Here is a 20,005-nt window from a genome sequence, read left to right as displayed (position 1 = left end):
AAGTTCAAAAAGTCCGGTTTTCAGTGCCAAGAAGATGGCATGAAGCTAGAAACTGAGTAGCGGAGCTTAGTGGAAGCTAAGTGAGCAACGGAAGTTTCGGCTGAATGCCATATTCGCCGCCGGCCATGACGCTAGTCATGACCCGCAATGGAAAGCGGACTTTTTGAACCTCCGCTTCAAATCAAGTTCAAAAAGTCCGGTTTTCAGTGCCAAGAAGATGGCATGAAGCTAGAAACTGAGTAGCGGAGCTTAGTGGAAGCTAAGTGAGCAACGGAAGTTTCGGCTGAATGCCATATTCGCCGCCGGCCATGACGCTAGTCATGACCCGCAATGGAAAGCGGACTTTTTGAACCTCCGCTTCAAATCAAGTTCAAAAAGTCCGGTTTTCAGTGCCAAGAAGATGGCATGAAGCTAGAAACTGAGTAGCGGAGCTTAGTGGAAGCTAAGTGAGCAACGGAGGTTTCGGCTGAAAGCCATATTCGCCGCCGGCCATGACACTAGTCATGACCCGTAATGGAAAGCGGACTTTTTGAACCTCCACTAAACCATTTGTGGTACAATGATGTCGAAAGTTTCTATCCCGTACACCAAGACAGGAGGCCTGTATGAAAACACCTTGGCGACAAATAGGCCTGGTAATTCTGGCGTTTCAGCTGGCGGGCTGCTCCGCAGGCGGCGGCAGTGCAAACGAAGCAGCGGAAGCCGGCAAACGCCTACCCGCCGCATCTGCGGAGGCATCGCCGGAGCTAACGGCGGAAACCGCTGCAACGCCAGCGGCTAATGAAGGATCGGCCGCGGAAACCACTGCTCTAACGGAGGCCTCTTCGCCTCCCGAAAAAGAGCCGGCAGAAGAGCCCGCAGGAGAAGCCAAAAGCGCGACGCCGCTTTATGCTATGACGGAGGCTTTCCGCTTCAAGCCTTTAAAGGAAGGCGTGCCATCCCAGGTTGTGCTGCTCACCTTTGATGACGGCCCTCATGATGAGACCGTTTTGACCAAGCTGCTTGATGTGCTGGATCAGCATGGAGCAAAAGCGATTTTTTTCGTTAATGGATATCGAGTCAAACAAAATCCGGAGCTGCTGAAGCTGATCCATGCACGGGGACAAGCCATCGGCAACCATTCCTATGACCATATTAATTTGAAAAATGAAAAGCTTGAGACGGTCCAGAAGCAAGTGGGCGATGTTCAAACCATAGTAGAGGAGCTTGTGGGCGTCAAGCCGCTTTTTTTCAGGCCGCCATACGGCGCAGGCAGCGATGACGTTCGCGAAACAGTAAAAAACCATGGCATGTTGTACATGACATGGTCGAATGGCTCCCTGGACTGGGAAAGCTCCGCCAAAAATAAACCGGAAGTTGTTGTCTCCAATGTGCTCGACCAGCTTCATCCCGGCGCCAATATTTTGATGCATGAGCTTTCCTGGACCGCGGACGCCCTGGACACTCTTTTGACGGAGCTGGAGGATCGGGATTACGGCTTTATTGATCCTGCCGACATTTCCATATCTGCAAATTAGTCGCGGGACGGCTACTGGGTAAATTTGTTTCCGTACCAGAACAGGAAAGCAACAAGCGCAACGAACAATAAAAAGAGTAAATTAAAATACCACTTGTAGAGCTTGTTTATGCTGGACGGATACTTTTTGCGGCGAGGCGGCAGCTTGGCCTGCTCCTCCCCTGCCGCCTGTTCGTCCTGCAAGGGCGGCGGCATCGGCCGAGCCCCTCTGGCAGAGCGGCTATGTCTTTCTTTCCTGCTCATGGCTCCCTCCTGAAGCGAATAATAAGTCCCATGATAAGATCGATGGCGAAATGCGCAAGGATAGGCGCCCAGATCGATCCGCTTTGAATATAAATCCAGCCCAGGCCGTAGCTAATAGAAAAGACCAGGCCGGTAGGTATCCAATGTCTCAAATAGCGGACATGTATGGCGGCAAAAATGATGCTTGTCCAATAAGGTCCAAATGCGTGCTGCACGGCGCCGCGGAACAACAGCTCCTCGCAAATCGCCACAATAAACGAAATCAGGGCGATATGCCAGACGGGCCGCATGCGGAAAATACGGTCGTTGACCCCGCCGTCATCGGAAACCTCATCCGGCACCCAGCGGGAAATGAGCAGGTCGACGGCAACAACGGCAGCCGCCAGGCCTAGCCCCCACCATAAGACGTTTAACGTGGATGGCAAGGCCAGCAAATGAATTATGTTTTGACGCTGAAATAATAACCACACAATACCGATAATAAGTGTAAGCCCTTGTGTTGCATATAAGTTAATAAGTAGCATACGGTCATCAATTTCGTCAACACTGACCTTGCGAACCCGTATTTTGCGTAAATCGAACTTTTTCATTATGTCCCGCCTGTCTGCATTTTTGTCTTTGTTCGAGTTCAAAAGTCACAACTATTTACATACATACGAAGGAGATTATCATGGAAAAACGATTGACTACCACAGCAATGATGTTTAGCGTTGGATTTGTTTGTATGCTAGTATTTGCAGTAGGTGCGTTCTTCTACGGCGTGCAAATCGGCATGGACAAGGTTGAAGCCAAATACAAATCGGAAAGCGGCAGCGAGGATAATGCCGCTGTCGCAAGTTTGCCTTATCAGCAGCAAGACCTTGTGTCCTTCTATCATACTGTATTTTCCCCTTATCGTGAATTTCAGAGCAAATGGCTTGATGCCATGAACAAGCTTTCTCAGGGCCAAAGTATGGACGCAGCCTCTACCTTCTCCAGTCTGGCTAAGCTTGCGGATCAGAAGGCGACCGAAGCCAGCACCTTCGATATGGGAAAATCCGAGCTGCTTGGCACCTCGCAGATTGGTTATGCGCGCAGCTTGAAGCTTTTTAAGGATGCAGCCTCCAAAGCGGCCTCGGCCTCCAAAAACGCGGAGCTGACCGAGCTGCGCAACATCATCCTGGAGGAAAGCAACTACAAAGCCGCTGCCAAGGAAGCGCTGAACGCCCAGACTGCTTATTATACCGCTATGCAGAAATGGGCTGCAAGCATCGACCCCGACATACCGGACACCTACACTGTCAAAAATGCATTGGCGCTGAAGGAATGGAGCGGGCAGCCGCTTATTATTAAAAACGTCATTGTGGTCAACTACCTGGCGGAGCGCGGCGAGCTTGAAGGCTTTTACCCGCAGGACTTGACGAGTCGCGTCGACGACTTCATTCAATCGGGACAAGCTGCCAAAATGAAGCTTCAGACAGCAGGCGCAATCGTGGATTTGCTGCTCTCTACCGATGCGGTCCGAACCGGACAATTCAATGACTACAAATTGCGTTATTATCAATCCGAAATGCTGCCGCTGCTGCCCTTTTTCCTGCCGGATCAAGGCCAATAAGAAACATGCAGAAAACCATTAAAATGGACGGCCTCAGGATGTTGCTTGAATCATAACGAAATTTTCACAAATGAGCAAGTTTAAGGATTGCAATTTTCCGCTGTCATGCATTAAAATAATAAAGTGACATGACTTCGTGGATTGAACTCTCGAACCGCTGCGCCACAACGGAGCGGTGAGAGGGTTTTTCTTTTCATAACTGCGCAAGGAATAAGGACTTGCCAAACTAGGAGGACTGTGTAACATGTACAAAGTGTTAGTATCCGACCCCATAAGCGATCTGGGCATCCAGCAGCTTGTGGAAGCAACCGATGTCATCGTGGACAAAAAAACAGGTCTGAGCGAAGACGAGCTTATTGCCATTATTGGTGAATACGATGCCCTGCTGGTTCGCAGCCAGACTCGCGTCACTGCCAAAGTAATGGAAGCCGGAAAAGCTCTGAAGGTGGTTGGCCGCGCCGGCGTTGGCGTAGACAATATCGACCTGGACGCTGCCACGCAACGAGGCATTATCGTAATCAACGCACCGGACGGCAATACCATTACAACTTGCGAGCATGCATTTGCCATGATGATGGCGCTTGCCCGCCACATTCCGCAAGCTTATATGAAAACAGTTAACGGCACATGGGACCGCAAGTCCTTCCTGGGCGTTGAACTGCGTGCCAAAACGCTGGGCGTTCTAGGCATGGGCCGGATCGGCAGCGAAGTGGCTAAACGGGCTAAAGCGTTTGGCATGACTATTATGGGCTTTGATCCCTTCCTGACGGAAGAACGCGCTGAAAAGCTGGGCGTTAAGCTTTCCACGGTTGATGAAATTGTTCGCGGAGCTGACTTTATTACCGTGCATACGCCCCTTACCCCTGAAACGCGCCATATGATCGGAAAAGCGCAATTCAGCGTAATGAAACCCGGCATGCGCATCGTCAACTGTGCCCGCGGCGGTGTTGTGGACGAGCTTGCCCTGGTGGAAGCAATCGATGAAGGCATTGTGGCAGGCGCCGCATTTGACGTATTCGAGGTTGAGCCTCCTGCTGCCGACCATCCGTTCCTCACTCATCCTAAAATTATCGTAACACCGCATCTTGGCGCTTCTACGGTTGAGGCGCAGGAAAACGTAGCCATCGACGTTTCGGAGCAAGTGCTGCACATTTTGCGTGACGAGCCGTTTGTTAACGCGGTCAACATGCCTCCGATTCCGGCTAACCTGCAAAACACGCTTCAGCCTTACTTTACGCTTGGCGAAAAGCTGGGCAGCTTTATTGCACAATCCACCGAAGGCGGCGTACAAGAAATTTCCATCAGCTATTCCGGCGAGCTTGCCGATGTGGATACTCAGCCGCTGACCCGATATATTGTTCGCGGTGTATTATCCCATCATCTTGGCTCGGAGCAGGTCAATGTCGTAAACTCCATGCATTTGGCCAAAATTCGCGATGTCAACATCGTCGTGAAGAAGTCCCTTACTTCCAAGGACTTTACAAACCTGGTAACCGTATCTCTTCGGACCAAAAAAGAAGAGCATGTTGTTGGCGGAACGCTGCTTACCGGTTACGGCCCGCGCATCGTTCAAATCGACAACTATCCTGTTGATGTTACGCCTGAAGGCAACCTTGTTCTGATTTCGCATACTGACAAACCAGGCATTATCGGCCGTGTCGGCACGCTGCTTGGCTCCAATGATGTCAACATTGCAACAATGCAGGTTGGACGTCAATTGGAAGGCGGCTCCGCCATCATGGTATTGCGCGTAGACAAAGGCGCTCCAAAGGATGTACTGGATCAGTTGACCAGCCTGCCTGAGCTGAAAACAGCCAAAGAGATCATTTTGAACTAAAGTCGATCTGATTTCAGATTGAATGTTTCACGAACAACAAGATTTTAGTCGATGATTCAACAAAAAGCGTGCCGCAAGGCACGCTTTTTTTGTCGGTCTAATGGGCAGGCAGTCGCTTCAAGGACGTGGAAGCATTCTGCTTGTCTGCTTTTGCCCCCAAAGGAAAGTGTTACTTTTTGTTAGTTGGCTGTGTTCGACCAACGATGTCTCCTGCTACCGGGAGCAAGATGGTAAATGTTGTACCCACATTAACGATGCTGTCAACGGCGATGGTTCCCTGATGAAGATCAATCAAATTTTTAACAATCGCCAGGCCAAGGCCCGTCCCGCCGGAGGCTCCCCTGGTTCTAGCTTTATCCGCTTTATAAAAGCGTTCAAAAATGAATGGCGCATCCTCGGGTGGAATACCTTTGCCCTCATCCTTGATTTCCAGCTGAATATAGGGCTCCCCGTTTACTTCGACTGCAGCGCCACGAATTAAAATACTTTTACCTGAGGCGGTATGGCGCAAAGCATTATCCAGCAGGTTGGTCAAAATTTGCTCCAAGCGGTCTTCATCGGCTTGTTCTAGGACAAGCATTGAGTCCGGAATATCCGCAATCAGCTTGACGCCCCGCTCCTTGGCATAAACGCCAAACTTTCGATGAACGCGGCGCATCATATTGCCCAAATCGATGCGTTGGTAGTTCATGTCGACATGACCGGCTTCCATACGCGCAACATCAAGAAAATCATTAACAAGCCTTCCCATTCGGAGCGATTCGTCATAAATGACCTGAACAAGCTCCTGCCTCTCTTCCGGCGAAGCTACAATCTCATCCAGAAGCGCTTCGCTGTACCCTTGAAGCATCGACAACGGTGTTCGGATTTCATGGGATACATTCGCTACGAAGTCGCGGCGCAGCTTCTCAAGCCTATGCTCCTCGGTTACGTTACGGATAACGGCTACCGCTCCCCGCACAACGCCGCCGGATTGAAGGGGCGCCATAACGACAGACCATACATTGCTATGTACATGAATTTTCTCCATCGCGTCATGCGCCTCGGCCATAACCGTATGAAAAAGATCCTGTAGCGGCATAGGCACCTTGGCATAAGGCATATTCCCTTTTTTACGGGGAACCTCAAGCCAGCCTCCCTCCAGCGACGACCACTGGGTAATAAGCAAGTGACCGCTTGGGTTGGTCAATATGACCTCCCCTTCCGCATTAAAGGTAATGACGGAATCGCCCATACTGCGCAAAATGCTGGCCAGATGGTTTTTTTCATGATTCAAGTCGTGAATCAGCTTATCGATTTGCTCGGTCATATGGTTGAAGGTTTTAGCCAGTTGTCCAATTTCATCACGCGAACGTATTTCCACACGTGTGCTATAGTCCCCCTGCGAGATGGAATCTGCGGCATCCTTTAACTGAATCAGCGGACGCTGCAAGTTTCGTGACAGGAAAAAAGCAAAAAAAGTGGATAAGCAAAAGCCGATAACCGCCGTGACAATAAACAGAAGCTTTATGTCACGAGTATTTTCATGAAACCAAATGTCGATATATTGCAGCAGAAAAAATCCCAATATGAGCAAAACAAACGCAACCAGCAGCATAATGGTTGCCCATAGCTTGCCGACTACGCTGTACCACAGCACTCTGGCCAGCCGATCCCACAGCCTCATTTATTTGGGCACCTCAAGCTTGTAGCCGACGCCCCAAACGGTCGTAATCATGGCAGCAGCCTCGGGCGAAACCTTGTTCAGCTTTTCGCGCAAACGCTTGACGTGCGTGTCCACAGTCCGCAAATCGCCGAAAAATTCGTAATTCCATACATCCTTCAACAAATCCTCGCGCGAAAACACCTTGTCCGGCGAAATGGCCAAATAATGCAGCAGCTCATATTCCTTTGGCGTCAGGCTGACCTCATGGCCTCCGGCCGTCACCCGGTGGGCGTCATGCTCAATAAGAAGATGGGGAAAAACTATGTTGCTGCTTGTTTTGGCTTCATTCGTAAGAAAGGCGGTAGCGGACGATCTGCGCAGGATCGCTTTTACCCGATAGATTACTTCACGCGGGCTAAACGGCTTGATGACGTAATCGTCAGCGCCTACCTCAAAGCCTTGAACCCGGTTCATCTCCTCGCCTTTGGCGGTGAGCATAATAACAGGAGTGGACTTAATCTGACGCAAGCGGGAGCATACCTCCACGCCGTCAATGCCAGGCAGCATCACATCTAGCAGGATAAGGGCATAGTCCGTATTGGACGCCAGCTTTAGCGCCTTCTCTCCGTCCTCTGCCTCATCAATGAGATATCCTTCTTTTTCCAGATACATTTTTAGCAGACGCCGAATACGTTCCTCATCGTCCACTACCAGAATACGGTTATTATAATCAGACAATTGGGAGCAGCTCCTCTCAGTAAACAAAGTCTCTATTCTCTACTAATTCGTGTTCAAAAAGTTCGGTTTTCAGTACCGGAGCGAACTTTTTGAACAACCTCTATTATACACCAGAGTAGGAGTGCAAGCCCGCAATGATCAGGTTTACGCCCACTAATGTAAACAATACAATGACAAATCCGATTACTGCAAGCCAGGAGGAACGAAGCCCCTGCCATCCGCGCGACAGCCTGAAATGCAGGTATGCGCTATAGAACAGCCATGTAATCAATGCCCAGACCTCTTTGGGATCCCAGCCCCAGAAGCGGCCCCAGGCGATTTCGGCCCAAATCATCGCAAAGATGAGTGCGCCTAATGTAAAAATCGGAAAACCGATTGCAATCGCCCTATAGCTGATTTCATCCAAATCGTCAGGGTCAATGCCCTCCAACGCGGGATGAATAACGGCGCCAAGCGGTTTCCGAAACAGAAGCCGCAGCAGCCCGTACAGCAGCGAGCCTGTAATGATCGACCACAGGACCGTATTGAGCTTGCGGCCCGCATTGACTCCATTCATCCAGGAAGGAGCTTCAAACAGCGGCTCATTTACGTTAAGAAAAGCCCCTACATGATCCACAGTGCTATTATAGGGCTGGACAATAGGAGGCAAGGTGTAATGCACCGTTTCCGTAAGAGTGGTAGCAATGCCTTTGGCGTCAATATTCACTTTTTCCTGTGTAAATTGCGCTTCATAGCCCATGCCGCGGAATACAAACACCGCCACGATAAAGCCAACCACTACCATAATGGAATACAGGCAAAACTCGACCCAAAACTGCGCACGGCGCCCGCTCTTGGATTTATCCTTAAAATCGATAACCCGCAGCAAATACATTAGCCCTGCGGCAAAGCCTACAGCAAAAAAGGCTTCGCCAAGCGCCGCAAACGTAACATGAATTTTCAGCCAGATGGATTTCAGTGCAGGAATAAGCGGCTGCACTTCTTGAGGAAACACCGATGCATACGCCACGATAATAATCGTAAGCGGCAGCGCAAACATGCCAAGCAGCGGCTTGCGGTACAGAAAAAAGATAACGGTGTATGCCAGCATAATGGCCATACCCAGAAACGTAAGAAATTCATACATATTGCTGGTCGGAATTTGTCCGCTTCCAATCCAGCGCGTAATAAAAAACACGATATGCGCGGCAAGACCGGCACTGGAGAAGAAAAAAGCAATACGGCTCCATTTCCGCTCATGCTCCACCGGATCACGGTTGCTCCATTTTCTGCCCGCTATCGAAATGACATAAAGCATAAACGCAATGCAATACAGGAAAAATGCCGCTATAAACGCATCGCTGCTGAAATCCACTAGATTCACGCGTTGTTCCCCCCGTTATCAAGTCGCTTTGGCTCGACCTCAATCCCTGTCTTTTTTAAAGCCGCGGCAATTTCGGCTCTTAGCCCAAAAAAGTTCTTGTTGCTGTGGGCGCCGAGCGAAAGCTTGCCTTCGTCAATTCGCAGCCAGATTCTGCGATGCTGCCAATAGGTGCCCATGACAAGCCCGATCATGGAAATAATGCCGCCCACCCATAGAAAGGACAAAGCCTTGTCCATTCTTACATTAAGAAAGGTGGTCGCTTCGGAAAAATCAACGTTTTCCATACCATCCACGCGAATTTCAATCCTGTCCGCCAAGGCACGATTGATGCTGTCTTGGGAAAAGCGGACCTTATCCTTCTGCATCGGGAAATACATGTAGGGCTCGCCTTCCGGCTTCAGGCCGGGGCCTTTCACTGTAAAGACAAAGGCCGGAGCGTTAGGCTCGCGGGACAGTGTCGTTGGCTTCCCTTCGCTATCCAGGGCAAATTCCATATAATTTGCATACAGCTCCAATGTAAAGGGACCGAGCTTATGTACAAGCGCGGAATCCTTCATCGGCAAATCGAATGGCCCGTAGACGTCGCCCGTTGTTTTGTCCACCAGCACAGGATGTACAGCATTTAATCTAGGCGTGAGATTAAAGTCAAATTGAAACAGCTTGAGCCCTTTATATTGCAGCGGAGAATTTACGCCAATGTCATGCCTCGTTACCTCTTCCAGCTGCGGACTTTTGAGGGGATCGCTGCAATCCTGCACGCATTGGTACAGGACGGCTTTGGTTTCAAAATTTTTGGGACGCGGCTTGCCCTTCAGCGAATCCGGCAATTCCTCGTCGTTGTAAAAATCGACAGTGAACTTTTCGCTTTTGACATAATAATTGGTTCCCTGGATTTCTACCGTATCTCCATCCGGCACGGTTACATAGGTGTCCATCTGCCATCCCGGTATGCTGCGCGCAAGAATGGCCAGCAAAAACAGGATCAGTCCGATGTGGTTGATATAAGGCCCCCATCGGCTAAAGCGGTTTTTCTCCGCCAGCATAGCGGCTCCGGACTCATCCGTATGTATCGTATATCCCTTGCGCTTCAGCTGCGCGGCAAATTGGTCCACCCATTCACCAGCATTGCCTTCAACCTCGCCTCTGTATACCGTCTTCTGGCGATGAAGAAATTGATGATGCTTGCGGATTTGCTGCTTGCTCAGCGCCCGGTAAAGCGGCAACACGCGATCAAGACTGCATATGACAAGCGAAGTGCCGATCATAACCAGCAAGCCGATAAACCACCAGCTTTCATACGTTCGGGACAAGCCAAGCGCATAATAAATTTTGCCCGGCAGCCCATGGGTTTGCTCATAATACAGCCATGGCTCGCTATTATTAATAAAAGAGTTTTCCTGCGGATAAATCGTACCCAGCATCGCTGTCAGAAAGGTGATGATGATTAAATAGATCGCAATTTTAACCGAGGAGAAAAAATTCCATACTCTATCGATTATGGATGGATTGGTCTTTTGCGAACGCCGTGCTACCCCGTCGTACCTCATCTCCAGGGGAGTATCGGCCTTTTGAAGCTCTTCGAGCAGCGGCTTGCCGCATGACTCGCACAATACGGTGCCTACTGCGTTTTGATGGCCGCATTCACATTTTGTATTTTCCGGAACCAGCAAGCAATAACCCCCTACAGCTCGAGCAAACGCTCAACGCGCTTGTCGATGTCCTCTTCGCTCATGCCGCCAACCACTGCTTCCATCAGCCTGCCGTCAGACCGTATAAAAAAAGTGGTGGGATACGATCGAAGTCCATAGCTGCGTTCCGTCTTGCGTCCGATATCACGCAAAATATGGTAATCCAATTGGAAGCGCTTGACGAAATTTTGCACAGTAAGCGTATCTTCGCTCAAATTAATGGCAAGAACAGTAAGCCCCTTCTCCTGCCATTTCAAATATTGCCTCTGAAATTCAGGCATTTCCCTGACGCAAGGCTCGCAAAAGCTTCCCCAGAAATTGACGATCACCGGTTTGCCCTCAAAATCCGACAGCTGAAACACATTGCCGTCCAGATCCGCAAGCGCAAAGGCGGGCGGCTTGTCGCCCGGGCGAAGCTGCCCGTTGTCATTTTGGGCGAACAGGGTTGTCCCGATTGCATAGCCGCCAATAATAAATACCGCAATCAAAATGACGATCTGGATTTTTCTACGGGATTTTCCCATTAACTCACCACCGTTATAAATGAGGTTGCGCACGCGCTGGACCAGCAAATAAAGCAGAGTCCCAGATTTCATTATAACGAAAAGCAGACGGCAAAAACTGCCGCCGCCAATTGCTATTTGTGAACATTGTGTGTCTTGCTTGCGGCGGAAATGAGTCCTTGAACCTCCTGCGGCGTCAAATGACGGTACTTGCCGCGACCTAGGCCCTGCAAGCCGACATCTCCAAACTTGATCCGTTTCAGCCGCACAACCTTATGCCCGATCGCCTCAAACATACGTCTGACCTGGCGGTTTCGTCCCTCATAGATCGTAATGGAAATAGTGGCTTCCTTGTCATCCGCCGCCACGTCGTGATATTCCACCTCAGCGGGAGCCGTCATGCCGTCCTCCAGCTGTATCCCTCTTTGCAGCTTCTCCAGCGCCGAGCCGTGCGGCACGCCCTTGACCGTTGCGTGGTACGTTTTCGGCACGTGATGCTTGGGATGCGTGAGCAAATTGGCAAACTCGCCGTCATTGGTAAGCAGCAGCAGCCCTTCCGTATCATAATCCAGCCGGCCAACGGGATAAACCCGCTCCTTGATGCCAGGCAGATAATCCGTTACGATTTTCCGACCCTTGGGATCGCTGGCGCTTGTAATAACGCCTTTTACTTTGTTCATCATCAAATAAAGCTTTTTTTCGCCTTTGATTGGCTTGCCGTTAACGGTAATGACATCCGCGGCTGGATCGGCCTTTACGCCAAGCGTTGTCACCTTTTCGCCGTTGACCTCAACAACGCCGGACAAAATAAGCTCCTCGCATTTGCGTCTTGAAGCAATTCCGGCCTGAGCCAATATTTTTTGTAAACGTTCCAATGCTTTCACCTCACTCTCCATCATAACGATTGGAGGGACAAAGCACAAGGTGGAGATTTAGAGCATGTCCTGATCAGCCGAACAAATAAAGACAAACGGCGATTGCTGCAAAAAAACCTACCAGATCGGAAAACAACCCGACCTTAAGCGCATATCTTGTCCGACGCACCGCCACCGCGCCAAAATAAACCGTTAACACATACAGCGTTGTATCCGTGCTGCCCTGAATCGTTGAAGCGATGCGGCCGATCATGGAGTCCGGCCCGTATGTACTGATCAAATCCGCTGTAAATGCAAGCGAACCCGCTCCCGTAAGCGGCCTCAACACGCCAAGCGGAAGCACCTCGCTGGGGATGCCCAGCCAATCAAAAAACGGGCGGACAGCCGACAGCATCAGCTCCATGGCGCCAGAAGCCCGGAACATGCTGATAGCTACCATCATGCCCACCAGATGGGGAATTATGCCGATTGCCGTGCCAAAGCCGTCTTTTGCTCCGTCTACGAATACTTCATATACCGGAAGCCTGCGCCTGAGCATGGCGTACAGTGGAATAAAAACAATGATACCGGGAATCATCCAGGCCGATAACGTCGAAAACAGCTCATACATCCCCTCCACCTCCCGGAGGAGCCTTCAAGCGCCTTCTGTACCAGCGGTCGGCCATAATAGCGGCGGCTGTTGCTACAAAGGTTGCGGCAAGCGTTGTGCCAATAATCTCCGCCGGATTGGCGGAATTATAGTTCATGCGTATGGCAATAAGCGTGGTCGGCACCAGCGTGATGCTGGAGGTATTCAGAGCAAGCAGCGTACACATCGCCGGGGTTGCCGTCTCTTTATGCGGATTCAGCTTTTGCAGCTCCTGCATCGCTTTAATGCCCATCGGGGTTGCGGCATTGCCCAAGCCAAACAGATTAGCGCTCAGGTTGCTCATAATATAGCCCATAGCAGGATGGTCCTTCGGAACGTCAGGAAATAACCATCGAACAACCGGCCCCAGCATCGCAGCAAGCTTTTTGAGCAAACCCGCCTGTTCAGCAATAGACATCATGCCTAGCCAAAACACCATTATACTGATCAGGCCAAAGCTTACCGTTACACCCGACTTGGCTCCGTCAAAGGCAGCGGCGGTTACGGCATCCATTTTTCCCGTAAACGCCGCCACAACTACGCTTGCCACAATAAAAAAAAGCCATATCCAGTTTACCATCTCCCACAAACCTCCCCCGGAACAACCCGCCTTCGCTTCTCCCAAACGAATGCATGGTCTGACATCCTTAAACTATGCCGATACCTCAAGCTCTGCTTGAGCACAGCCATAACGAAAAACCTCTTCATCATAAACTGATTAATTTCTTTATAAAGCATCCTTATGCCTCTCTTGCAGCTAGCCGCCCGCCGTCAATAAGGGGCTGTCAGGCTCATAAACCGGAATACTGCCAATGAGGCTTCCGTTTAAATAAAACAACAATTTGCCACGTTCGCCCAGCTCGAACCTTTCCCCGATGGCGGGAATGAGCTCCAGCTTGCTTTGGATTCCTGCTGCTTCGCTTTCCTCCAACGGATACCGGAAGGGCTGGCCTGCGACCTGCGTTATTCCCTGTATGGGCTGACCCTTTTCCGCCAGTGTCCGTAGAGGAAAATGGCCGAATCCCCAATCCAGCAATTGCTGATGATCTCTCCAGTCATCGCCGTCGTTGATCGTCACTGCAACAAGCTTTTGCCCATTGCGGGTGGCCGAGCTTACTAAACAACGAAGCGCTTTTTTGGTATAGCCCGTTTTTACGCCGTCTGCGCCCTCATACATGGCAAGCATTTTATTTTTGTTTTGCCAGCGATAGCTCCATTTCTCGTGCGGGTTCGGAACATCCTTGACGCGAGTGCTAACTATTGCAGCAAAATCCTTGTTTTTCAGCGCATAAGCTGCCAGGCGGGCAAGATCATTGGGGGATGAAAAATGTCCCTCTTCATCCAGCCCATGAGGATTGCGGAATTGTGTATGGGTTAATCCCAGCATGGCCGCTTTTTCATTCATGAGGTGAACAAAACCTTCCTCCGATCCTCCTACGTGCTCCGCAATTGCTGTTGCGGCATCGTTGCCGGATCGAAGCATAAGGCCGTACAGCATGTTGGACAAGCTCATCTCTTCACCAAGCTGAAGATAGATGGATGAACCTTCCTTACCAACAGCGCGTTTTCCCGTTTTTACCATGCCATCCAGCTTGCCATGCTCAATAGCTACGATGGCCGTCATAATTTTGGTCAAGCTGGCAATTCTCATTGGCGTGTCGCCATTGCTGCTATACAGCAGCCTGCCGGAGGCTACATCCATTAGTGCCGCTCCTTTGGCTTGCGTGCTTATCGAAGGCGCTGCAAAGGCGCCGCCTGGCGCCAGATTTGCCAATAGCGCCAATAATGCCAGCGCGGCTATAAGCCTTGCTCTGAATCTGTATAACCCGGTTGTCATTCTAAGCTGGCTCCTTCCGGTGTTGGTTCATGTTGATTGCATCTAATTGCATCTAATGTAGTATATGCCTGTACATCTAACAATAGACGAGCTATGTGCCCGAAAATGCTGGATGAAAAAACTTCTTATGGCGACGCTAACGCAAAAAACCTCCCGTCGCTATTGCGCGGGAGGCCGTTCGCTGCGGGAGCAAGCTTAATGAAGCCGCCGCGGCTTTTTAGAGATGCATTCGTTACATATGACTGTCCACGATCGTTGTTGTCGTGGATTCGACGAAGTCGCCGTTGCTGTTGCGTCTGATCATATTTTGAAGCTTGTCAAACACTTGCGGGGCGGAATCGATGACACGCTCCATGAGATGGGTCTGGTTATCCAGCGGCACAACTTTAACGCCAGTTGCTCCCACTACCAAAAAAGCGATTGGCGTAATGGATACGCCGCCGCCGCTGCCGCCGCCAAACGGCAAAGCAACCGAAGCGTTGTGAGCGTCGTCCTTTGCCGCATCATGCTTGTCGCCGCCGTCCATTCGAATATCGCTGCCGCCTGCCACAAAGCCGAAGCCTACTTTGGAGATCGGCATAATAACGCTGCCGTCCGGCGTCTGAACCGGATCGCCAACAATCGTATTGACGTCAACCATTTCCTTAATGTTTTCCATTGCGGTTTGCATTAGGCCTTGAATAGGATGTTCTGCCATAGCTTGACGCCTCCTTTCCATTTCTTCAAACGAATGAACAGTTGCAGTCCGGCAAGAATAGCATAACCGAAGCGGATTTGCGCTATGCACGACCACTCTGTTGTAAAAGCAGGGCGGTTATACACCGGATTTACCTGCATCTCCGGGCTGGATTTAAGATGAACTACCTGCGACAATAAGCCGATAGCGCTTGTTTTGATTGACCATACCAGCCCTGTGGCCATAGCCGTCCACATCGCGTCTCCCGTACCTACAGAAGTCGTCCAACGCCAGCGCAGCACATCCACTCGTTCCAGCGCATGCTTCACCACGCCGGTAAAGTCCCTGGTCATTTCCAGCAGCTGCTTCCACTGGTCGATTAAGCGGACGACGCGTTCAGCATCAATCTCTTCTTGCTGCTTGTGGGAATCGCTTTGTCCGGCGCTTGTCGTCGAGATTTTTTCCTTCAGTTGAATTGATTTGCCAGTAAACCGGACAAACGGCACGTTAATGCGGTATTTGATCAACCCATAAAGCAGCTTGACGGTAAATGCGGCATCATCCTTATTGCCGCTTCGGCGATAATGGCCATCGATTACGATTGGCGAGACAATTACCATATACAGCAAAAGCGCAAAAAAAACACCGCTGATCATTATCCAACCAAAAGGAGTGTCAAACACGACTGTGTTCCCTCCGTTTCCAGAAACAGGTTGAATATAGTATGACCAAGCGGCGTTTTCTCATTCTTCTATTTTTACCTCATCAATCGTCATTTGACGGCCGTCCAGCTTTTCGAACAAAAGCTGCGTATGCTCGTCAAGCTCATCCTCCATGTTAACCTGCTTCGGCTCCGGCAAATCTTTTATAGAAGGAAGTCCAAAATAGTCCAAAAATGCTTTTGTGGTGCCGTAGAGGATAGGACGTCCAATCGCTTCAGCCCTGCCTACCTCCTCAATCAGATCCTTGGATACAAGCGATTGAATAGCTCTGTCGCTTTTGACTCCCCGAATTTCTTCCACGTCTATTCTTGTAATCGGCTGCCGATAGGCTACAATCGACAACGTTTCCAGCGCAGCCTGCGATAGCTGGGCGCGAGTTGGCGTATAAGCCATACGTTCAAAATAAGGCGCATGCTCGGGATGCGTCGTCATCCGGAAGGAGCCGGCCACCTCGGAAATTTGCACGCCTCTTCCTTCTCGCTCCAGATCCCTTTGAAGATCATGAACCAGCTCAACGGCAAATTCCATGTTCAGCTCCAGAATATCGCCCAGCTGACGCTTGTTCAAGCCTTCATCCCCAGCCATAAACAGCAAGCCCTCAATAATTTTCTTCAAATGCTGATAATCCATCTTGCCCGCTTTCTCCTCTCCAGTGAATCACGATATCATCAAACAGCCCATGCTGATGGCACCGGATATGCTTCATCTTCATAAGCTCCAATATCGCAAGAAAGGTAACGACGATTTCATGTCTGTCCATATTTTCTCGGATCAGCTTGGAAAATCGAACCGTTTCGTATTGCTTCAGAAGCTCCACGATATCCTGAATACGATCCTTGACGGAAATTTCATCGCGATGAACGGTAGCTACAAAATTCCGCCTTGCCGCCTTGCGCAGCGCCTTCTGGAATGCATTCACCAGATCGGAAATATGAAGCCCTTCCACCGGATTAACCGGAACTTCCTTAAGAAACGGGGTCATATCCTCGGGCTCGCGCGAAAACAGCAGGCTTCTGTCATGCTCCCTGTCGCGTAATTGCTCCGCAATAGCCTTGAATTTGCGATATTCCACCAGCCGCTGAATCAGTTCATCCCGCATGTCCATGCCATCGTCATACCAATCCTCGGGCTCATCGTCAAACACGGGAGGTTTAGGGAGCAGCTGCTTGCTTTTGATCGCCAGCAGCGTTGCCGCCATCACCAGAAACTCGCTGGTAACCTCCAGCTCCAGCTCCTTCATGGCATTCAGATATTCCATATACTGAATCGTAATTTCGCTGATGGATATATCATGGATATCGATTTCCGCTTTATCAATCAAATGGAGAAGCAGGTCAAGCGGACCTTCAAACGTTTCAAGCTTGTAAAGCACAGACAAAATGATGCCCTCCCGCCGTCTGGCAAATCAAGGTGTTGAGATTATCCTTGAAGCTGCTTGCTCAAATTGGCCATTTCGATGGCGCTGGCAGCCGCTTCATAGCCTTTATTGCCGGCTTTTGTGCCCGCGCGCTCAATCGCCTGCTCGATGGAATCGACCGTCAAAACGCCAAAAATGGTTGGAATGCCGGTTTTCAGCGCAATAGCCGCCACGCCTTTGGCCGCTTCGTTGCACACATAATCAAAATGCGGCGTCGATCCGCGGATGACGGCGCCAAGCGTGATGACAGCGTCATATTTGCCGCTTTCCGCCATCTTTTGGGCAATAAGCGGAATTTCAAAGGCACCAGGCACCCAAGCCACTTCCACATCATCGTCCTCCGCTCCGTGACGCTTGAACGCGTCCAAAGCTCCGCTTAACAGCTTCCCGGAGATGAATTCATTAAATCTGCCCACAACAACGCCATATTTCAACCCATTAGATACTAAATGTCCTTCATAATATTTTGCCATGTCTGCTACTTCCCCTCTGCTTGTATTAGAAACTGAACTTTCGCTCATGGAATCTTGAATTACAAATGCTGCGGCGATGCAGGCTTTCCTTCTTCAGCTCTCTGCTCCAGCTCATCCAGCTTTAGCAAATGCCCCATTTTGGCAGCCTTGGCGCGCAAATAACCGCGGTTGCTATCGTTGGCCGGCATCTGGATGGGCACACGGTCCACAACTTCAATGCCATACCCTTCAAGCCCTTTAATTTTACGGGGATTATTGGTCATAAGCTGCATTTGAGTGATGCCGAGATCTCTCAAAATTTGAGCGCCAATGCCGTATTCCCGCAAATCGGGAGCAAAGCCTAGTTTAATATTCGCCTCGACCGTATCCAATCCCTGCTCCTGAAGCGCATACGCCTTTAATTTGTTGATCAAGCCGATGCCGCGGCCCTCCTGGCGCATATATAGCAATACGCCGGAGCCGGCTTCATTGATCTGATTCATCGCGGCGGCCAGCTGCGGTCCGCAGTCGCAGCGATGGGAATGGAACACGTCTCCGGTGAGGCATTCCGAATGAACGCGCACGAGCACAGGCTGATCGGGCTTGATTTCGCCTTTCACAAAAGCGACATGCTCCTTGTCGTCTACCTTGTTCGTATACGCGACGGCGCGAAAAACGCCAAAATCAGTCGGTATAGTCACATCCACGATCCGATCCACCAGCTGCTCCTTTTCATTGCGGTAACGGATCAGCTCTTCGATCGTAATCATTTTGAGGCCATGCTTGTTTTTGAAAAGAACAAGATCGGGAAGGCGCGCCATGGTCCCGTCCTCTTTAATAATTTCGCATATCGTAGCCGCAGGGCTCGCCCCGCACAGCAGAGCCAGATCAATTGCCGCCTCCGTATGCCCCGCGCGGCGTAATACGCCGCCTTCCTTGGCAATCAGCGGAAAGATGTGACCCGGACGGCGGAAATCCTCCGCACGCGCCGCTGGATCAATCAGCGCCTTGATGCTAACCGAACGCTCGTACGCGGAAATGCCCGTACTCGTGGAGATATGATCGACGGATACGGTAAAGGCTGTTCCGTGGTAATCCGTATTTTTTTTCACCATTGGCGGCAGATCCAGCTCTTCCGCGCGCTTTGCCGTAATGGGAGCGCAGACTAGGCCGCGCGCCTCGGAAATCATAAAGTTGATCACCTCGGGCGTCGATTTATCCGCAAGAGCAACCAGATCGCCTTCATTTTCCCGGTCTTCATCATCTACCACAATTATGGGACGGCCCGCAAGCAAATCCTTTACGGCCTCCTCAATGGTGTCAAACGACGCTTGTTTTTCTTCCGTCATACAATCCCCTCCCAATGTCCCTTACAAAAAGCCGTGTTCTGCCAAATAACCCGTTGTCAATTTGGAGGCGCTGCGTCGGCCACGTTGCTCCGGCGTGCTGAAATGAAGCAGATGATCGACATATTTTCCGATAATATCGCATTCAATATTAACCGCTTCGCCAGGCTGACGCTGCTGAAGAGCGGTTTCCGCCAAGGTATGCGGTATAATCGAAACACAAAAGCCGTCCTCAGACACGTCTACCACCGTCAAGCTGATGCCGTCAATCGTAATGGAGCCTTTAGGTATGATATAACGGAGGCTTTCGTTGTCGTGAAGAGAAATGTTAAAAACAACCGCATTGGCATCCCTTCGTCTGGAAACAACTACACCGGTGCCGTCCACGTGCCCCTGTACAATATGGCCGCCAAACCGGTCGCCCGCCTTCATCGCCCGCTCCAGATTCACCGCGCTGCCAGGCTTCAGGCTATGCAGGGTCGATTTCCGGTATGTTTCGGGCATAACGTCTGCAGCAAAAGAATGATGATCGAAGGCGGTAACGGTCAGACATACGCCATTTACGGAAATGCTGTCCCCCAGCTTGACGCCGTCGACAACGAGACTTGCTCCAATTAGCAGCCGCATGGCTTCACCTTGCCGGGTTGCGCCTTTCATGACTCCGACTTCCTCAACCAGTCCGGTAAAAATAAAGGTCTCCCCCTCCCGTTAATATAACGCTCTAATCATCCGGCGATTCCTTCGCTGAACGGTCAGAAACGCAAAAAGCCCCTCCAGGCAGCTTGCCGAGGGGGTTCAAAGAAAATAAGAACAACGACAAATAGACCATTCACCGCCTTTTAGGCTGTGAGCATCCAGTCTATTTTTGCGCAGGACAAAAACGTCTCGCGAAGCTGTCCAAAAATCCAGGAAATTTTCGCTAATG

At 50.5% G+C, this 20,005-nt stretch carries 21 protein-coding genes; 3 read left to right on the top strand and 18 right to left on the bottom strand.

What is annotated here, in order from left to right; all coding sequences use genetic code 11:
• Positions 1-605: 605 nt before the first annotated feature.
• On the top strand, positions 606-1,517 hold the full coding sequence (locus tag A7K91_RS23395; RefSeq protein ID WP_068686909.1) for a polysaccharide deacetylase family protein: 912 nt from the start codon (positions 606-608) through the stop codon (positions 1,515-1,517).
• 11 nt (positions 1,518-1,528) lie between these two features.
• Here A7K91_RS23395 and A7K91_RS23390 read toward each other — a convergent pair whose 3' ends face one another.
• Positions 1,529-1,759: a hypothetical protein gene (locus tag A7K91_RS23390; protein WP_068686908.1), complete on the bottom strand. Its 231-nt coding sequence runs from the start codon at positions 1,757-1,759 to the stop codon at positions 1,529-1,531.
• On the bottom strand, positions 1,756-2,349 hold the full coding sequence (locus A7K91_RS23385; RefSeq protein ID WP_068686907.1) for a CPBP family intramembrane glutamic endopeptidase: 594 nt from the start codon (positions 2,347-2,349) through the stop codon (positions 1,756-1,758). The genes A7K91_RS23390 and A7K91_RS23385 overlap by 4 nt, the downstream gene beginning before the upstream one ends.
• Positions 2,350-2,429: 80 nt before the next feature.
• Between A7K91_RS23385 and A7K91_RS23380 the strand changes: the two genes are divergently transcribed.
• Both A7K91_RS23380 and serA read left to right on the top strand, forming a co-directional pair.
• A complete protein-coding gene (locus A7K91_RS23380) occupies positions 2,430-3,353 on the top strand; it encodes a hypothetical protein (protein ID WP_068686906.1) in 924 nt (307 codons plus the stop codon).
• A 244-nt stretch (positions 3,354-3,597) separates the two neighbouring features.
• On the top strand, positions 3,598-5,190 hold the full coding sequence (gene serA, locus A7K91_RS23375) for a phosphoglycerate dehydrogenase (protein WP_068686905.1): 1,593 nt from the start codon (positions 3,598-3,600) through the stop codon (positions 5,188-5,190).
• Between the two features lie 169 nt (positions 5,191-5,359).
• Here serA and A7K91_RS23370 read toward each other — a convergent pair whose 3' ends face one another.
• The 16 genes from A7K91_RS23370 to ribE form a co-directional block, all read right to left on the bottom strand.
• Positions 5,360-6,856, bottom strand: a complete 1,497-nt coding sequence (locus A7K91_RS23370; protein WP_068686904.1) for a HAMP domain-containing sensor histidine kinase — start codon at positions 6,854-6,856, stop codon at positions 5,360-5,362.
• Positions 6,857-7,573 carry a response regulator transcription factor gene (locus A7K91_RS23365; RefSeq protein WP_068686903.1) on the bottom strand — a complete coding sequence of 239 codons (717 nt, stop codon included), beginning with the start codon at positions 7,571-7,573 and terminating at the stop codon, positions 6,857-6,859. It lies immediately after the preceding gene.
• A gap of 103 nt (positions 7,574-7,676) precedes the next feature.
• Positions 7,677-8,936, bottom strand: coding sequence for a cytochrome c biogenesis protein CcsA (ccsA, locus tag A7K91_RS23360; RefSeq protein ID WP_068686902.1), 1,260 nt, complete (start codon positions 8,934-8,936; stop codon positions 7,677-7,679).
• Positions 8,933-10,606 carry a cytochrome c biogenesis protein ResB gene (gene resB / locus A7K91_RS23355; protein ID WP_068686901.1) on the bottom strand — a complete coding sequence of 558 codons (1,674 nt, stop codon included), beginning with the start codon at positions 10,604-10,606 and terminating at the stop codon, positions 8,933-8,935. The genes ccsA and resB overlap by 4 nt, the downstream gene beginning before the upstream one ends.
• 11 nt (positions 10,607-10,617) lie before the next feature.
• Positions 10,618-11,148 (bottom strand): redoxin domain-containing protein, encoded by a 531-nt coding sequence (locus A7K91_RS23350; protein ID WP_068686968.1) that lies wholly within the window; start codon positions 11,146-11,148, stop codon positions 10,618-10,620.
• A 113-nt stretch (positions 11,149-11,261) separates the two neighbouring features.
• Positions 11,262-12,002 carry a pseudouridine synthase gene (locus tag A7K91_RS23345; protein WP_068686967.1) on the bottom strand — a complete coding sequence of 247 codons (741 nt, stop codon included), beginning with the start codon at positions 12,000-12,002 and terminating at the stop codon, positions 11,262-11,264.
• 73 nt (positions 12,003-12,075) lie between these two features.
• A complete protein-coding gene (locus tag A7K91_RS23340; RefSeq protein WP_068686900.1) occupies positions 12,076-12,612 on the bottom strand; it encodes a spore maturation protein in 537 nt (178 codons plus the stop codon).
• Positions 12,605-13,210: a nucleoside recognition domain-containing protein gene (locus A7K91_RS23335; protein ID WP_068686899.1), complete on the bottom strand. Its 606-nt coding sequence runs from the start codon at positions 13,208-13,210 to the stop codon at positions 12,605-12,607. Before A7K91_RS23335 ends, A7K91_RS23340 begins: the two co-directional genes overlap by 8 nt.
• Positions 13,211-13,387: 177 nt before the next feature.
• On the bottom strand, positions 13,388-14,467 hold the full coding sequence (locus A7K91_RS23330) for a D-alanyl-D-alanine carboxypeptidase family protein (RefSeq protein WP_082967706.1): 1,080 nt from the start codon (positions 14,465-14,467) through the stop codon (positions 13,388-13,390).
• A gap of 232 nt (positions 14,468-14,699) precedes the next feature.
• A complete protein-coding gene (gene ytfJ / locus A7K91_RS23325) occupies positions 14,700-15,164 on the bottom strand; it encodes a GerW family sporulation protein (protein WP_068686898.1) in 465 nt (154 codons plus the stop codon).
• Positions 15,137-15,826, bottom strand: coding sequence for a DUF2953 domain-containing protein (locus A7K91_RS23320; RefSeq protein WP_068686897.1), 690 nt, complete (start codon positions 15,824-15,826; stop codon positions 15,137-15,139). Before A7K91_RS23320 ends, ytfJ begins: the two co-directional genes overlap by 28 nt.
• 60 nt (positions 15,827-15,886) lie before the next feature.
• Positions 15,887-16,495, bottom strand: coding sequence for an SMC-Scp complex subunit ScpB (gene scpB / locus A7K91_RS23315; RefSeq protein ID WP_068686896.1), 609 nt, complete (start codon positions 16,493-16,495; stop codon positions 15,887-15,889).
• On the bottom strand, positions 16,464-17,243 hold the full coding sequence (locus A7K91_RS23310) for a segregation and condensation protein A (RefSeq protein ID WP_068686895.1): 780 nt from the start codon (positions 17,241-17,243) through the stop codon (positions 16,464-16,466). Before A7K91_RS23310 ends, scpB begins: the two co-directional genes overlap by 32 nt.
• Before the next feature lie 41 nt (positions 17,244-17,284).
• Positions 17,285-17,755: a 6,7-dimethyl-8-ribityllumazine synthase gene (gene ribH, locus A7K91_RS23305; protein WP_068686894.1), complete on the bottom strand. Its 471-nt coding sequence runs from the start codon at positions 17,753-17,755 to the stop codon at positions 17,285-17,287.
• 59 nt (positions 17,756-17,814) lie between these two features.
• Positions 17,815-19,083, bottom strand: coding sequence for a bifunctional 3,4-dihydroxy-2-butanone-4-phosphate synthase/GTP cyclohydrolase II (locus tag A7K91_RS23300; protein ID WP_068686893.1), 1,269 nt, complete (start codon positions 19,081-19,083; stop codon positions 17,815-17,817).
• A gap of 21 nt (positions 19,084-19,104) precedes the next feature.
• Complete coding sequence (gene ribE / locus A7K91_RS23295; protein WP_068686892.1) at positions 19,105-19,770, bottom strand: riboflavin synthase; 666 nt, start codon at positions 19,768-19,770, stop codon at positions 19,105-19,107.
• Positions 19,771-20,005: the final 235 nt, after the last annotated feature.

Origin of the sequence: Paenibacillus oryzae (assembly GCF_001675045.1) — a bacterium.
Lineage (GTDB): Bacteria > Bacillota > Bacilli > Paenibacillales > Paenibacillaceae > Pristimantibacillus > Pristimantibacillus oryzae.
The sequence above is the reverse complement of the archived record's forward strand: the minus strand, read 5'-3'. Positions and strand labels throughout refer to the sequence as shown.

What these genes read in the sequence shown, in the direction of transcription:
- A7K91_RS23395 (WP_068686909.1), top strand. Translation starts at nt 606, where the DNA reads ATGAAAACACCTTGGCGACAAATAGGCCTGGTAATTCTGGCGTTTCAG.
- A7K91_RS23390 (WP_068686908.1), bottom strand. Translation starts at nt 1,759, where the DNA reads ATGAGCAGGAAAGAAAGACATAGCCGCTCTGCCAGAGGGGCTCGGCCG.
- A7K91_RS23385 (WP_068686907.1), bottom strand. Translation starts at nt 2,349, where the DNA reads ATGAAAAAGTTCGATTTACGCAAAATACGGGTTCGCAAGGTCAGTGTT.
- A7K91_RS23380 (WP_068686906.1), top strand. Translation starts at nt 2,430, where the DNA reads ATGGAAAAACGATTGACTACCACAGCAATGATGTTTAGCGTTGGATTT.
- serA (WP_068686905.1), top strand. Translation starts at nt 3,598, where the DNA reads ATGTACAAAGTGTTAGTATCCGACCCCATAAGCGATCTGGGCATCCAG.
- A7K91_RS23370 (WP_068686904.1), bottom strand. Translation starts at nt 6,856, where the DNA reads ATGAGGCTGTGGGATCGGCTGGCCAGAGTGCTGTGGTACAGCGTAGTC.
- A7K91_RS23350 (WP_068686968.1), bottom strand. Translation starts at nt 11,148, where the DNA reads ATGGGAAAATCCCGTAGAAAAATCCAGATCGTCATTTTGATTGCGGTA.
- A7K91_RS23340 (WP_068686900.1), bottom strand. Translation starts at nt 12,612, where the DNA reads ATGTATGAGCTGTTTTCGACGTTATCGGCCTGGATGATTCCCGGTATC.
- A7K91_RS23335 (WP_068686899.1), bottom strand. Translation starts at nt 13,210, where the DNA reads ATGGTAAACTGGATATGGCTTTTTTTTATTGTGGCAAGCGTAGTTGTG.
- A7K91_RS23330 (WP_082967706.1), bottom strand. Translation starts at nt 14,467, where the DNA reads ATGACAACCGGGTTATACAGATTCAGAGCAAGGCTTATAGCCGCGCTG.
- ytfJ (WP_068686898.1), bottom strand. Translation starts at nt 15,164, where the DNA reads ATGGCAGAACATCCTATTCAAGGCCTAATGCAAACCGCAATGGAAAAC.
- scpB (WP_068686896.1), bottom strand. Translation starts at nt 16,495, where the DNA reads ATGGATTATCAGCATTTGAAGAAAATTATTGAGGGCTTGCTGTTTATG.
- ribH (WP_068686894.1), bottom strand. Translation starts at nt 17,755, where the DNA reads ATGGCAAAATATTATGAAGGACATTTAGTATCTAATGGGTTGAAATAT.
- A7K91_RS23300 (WP_068686893.1), bottom strand. Translation starts at nt 19,083, where the DNA reads ATGACGGAAGAAAAACAAGCGTCGTTTGACACCATTGAGGAGGCCGTA.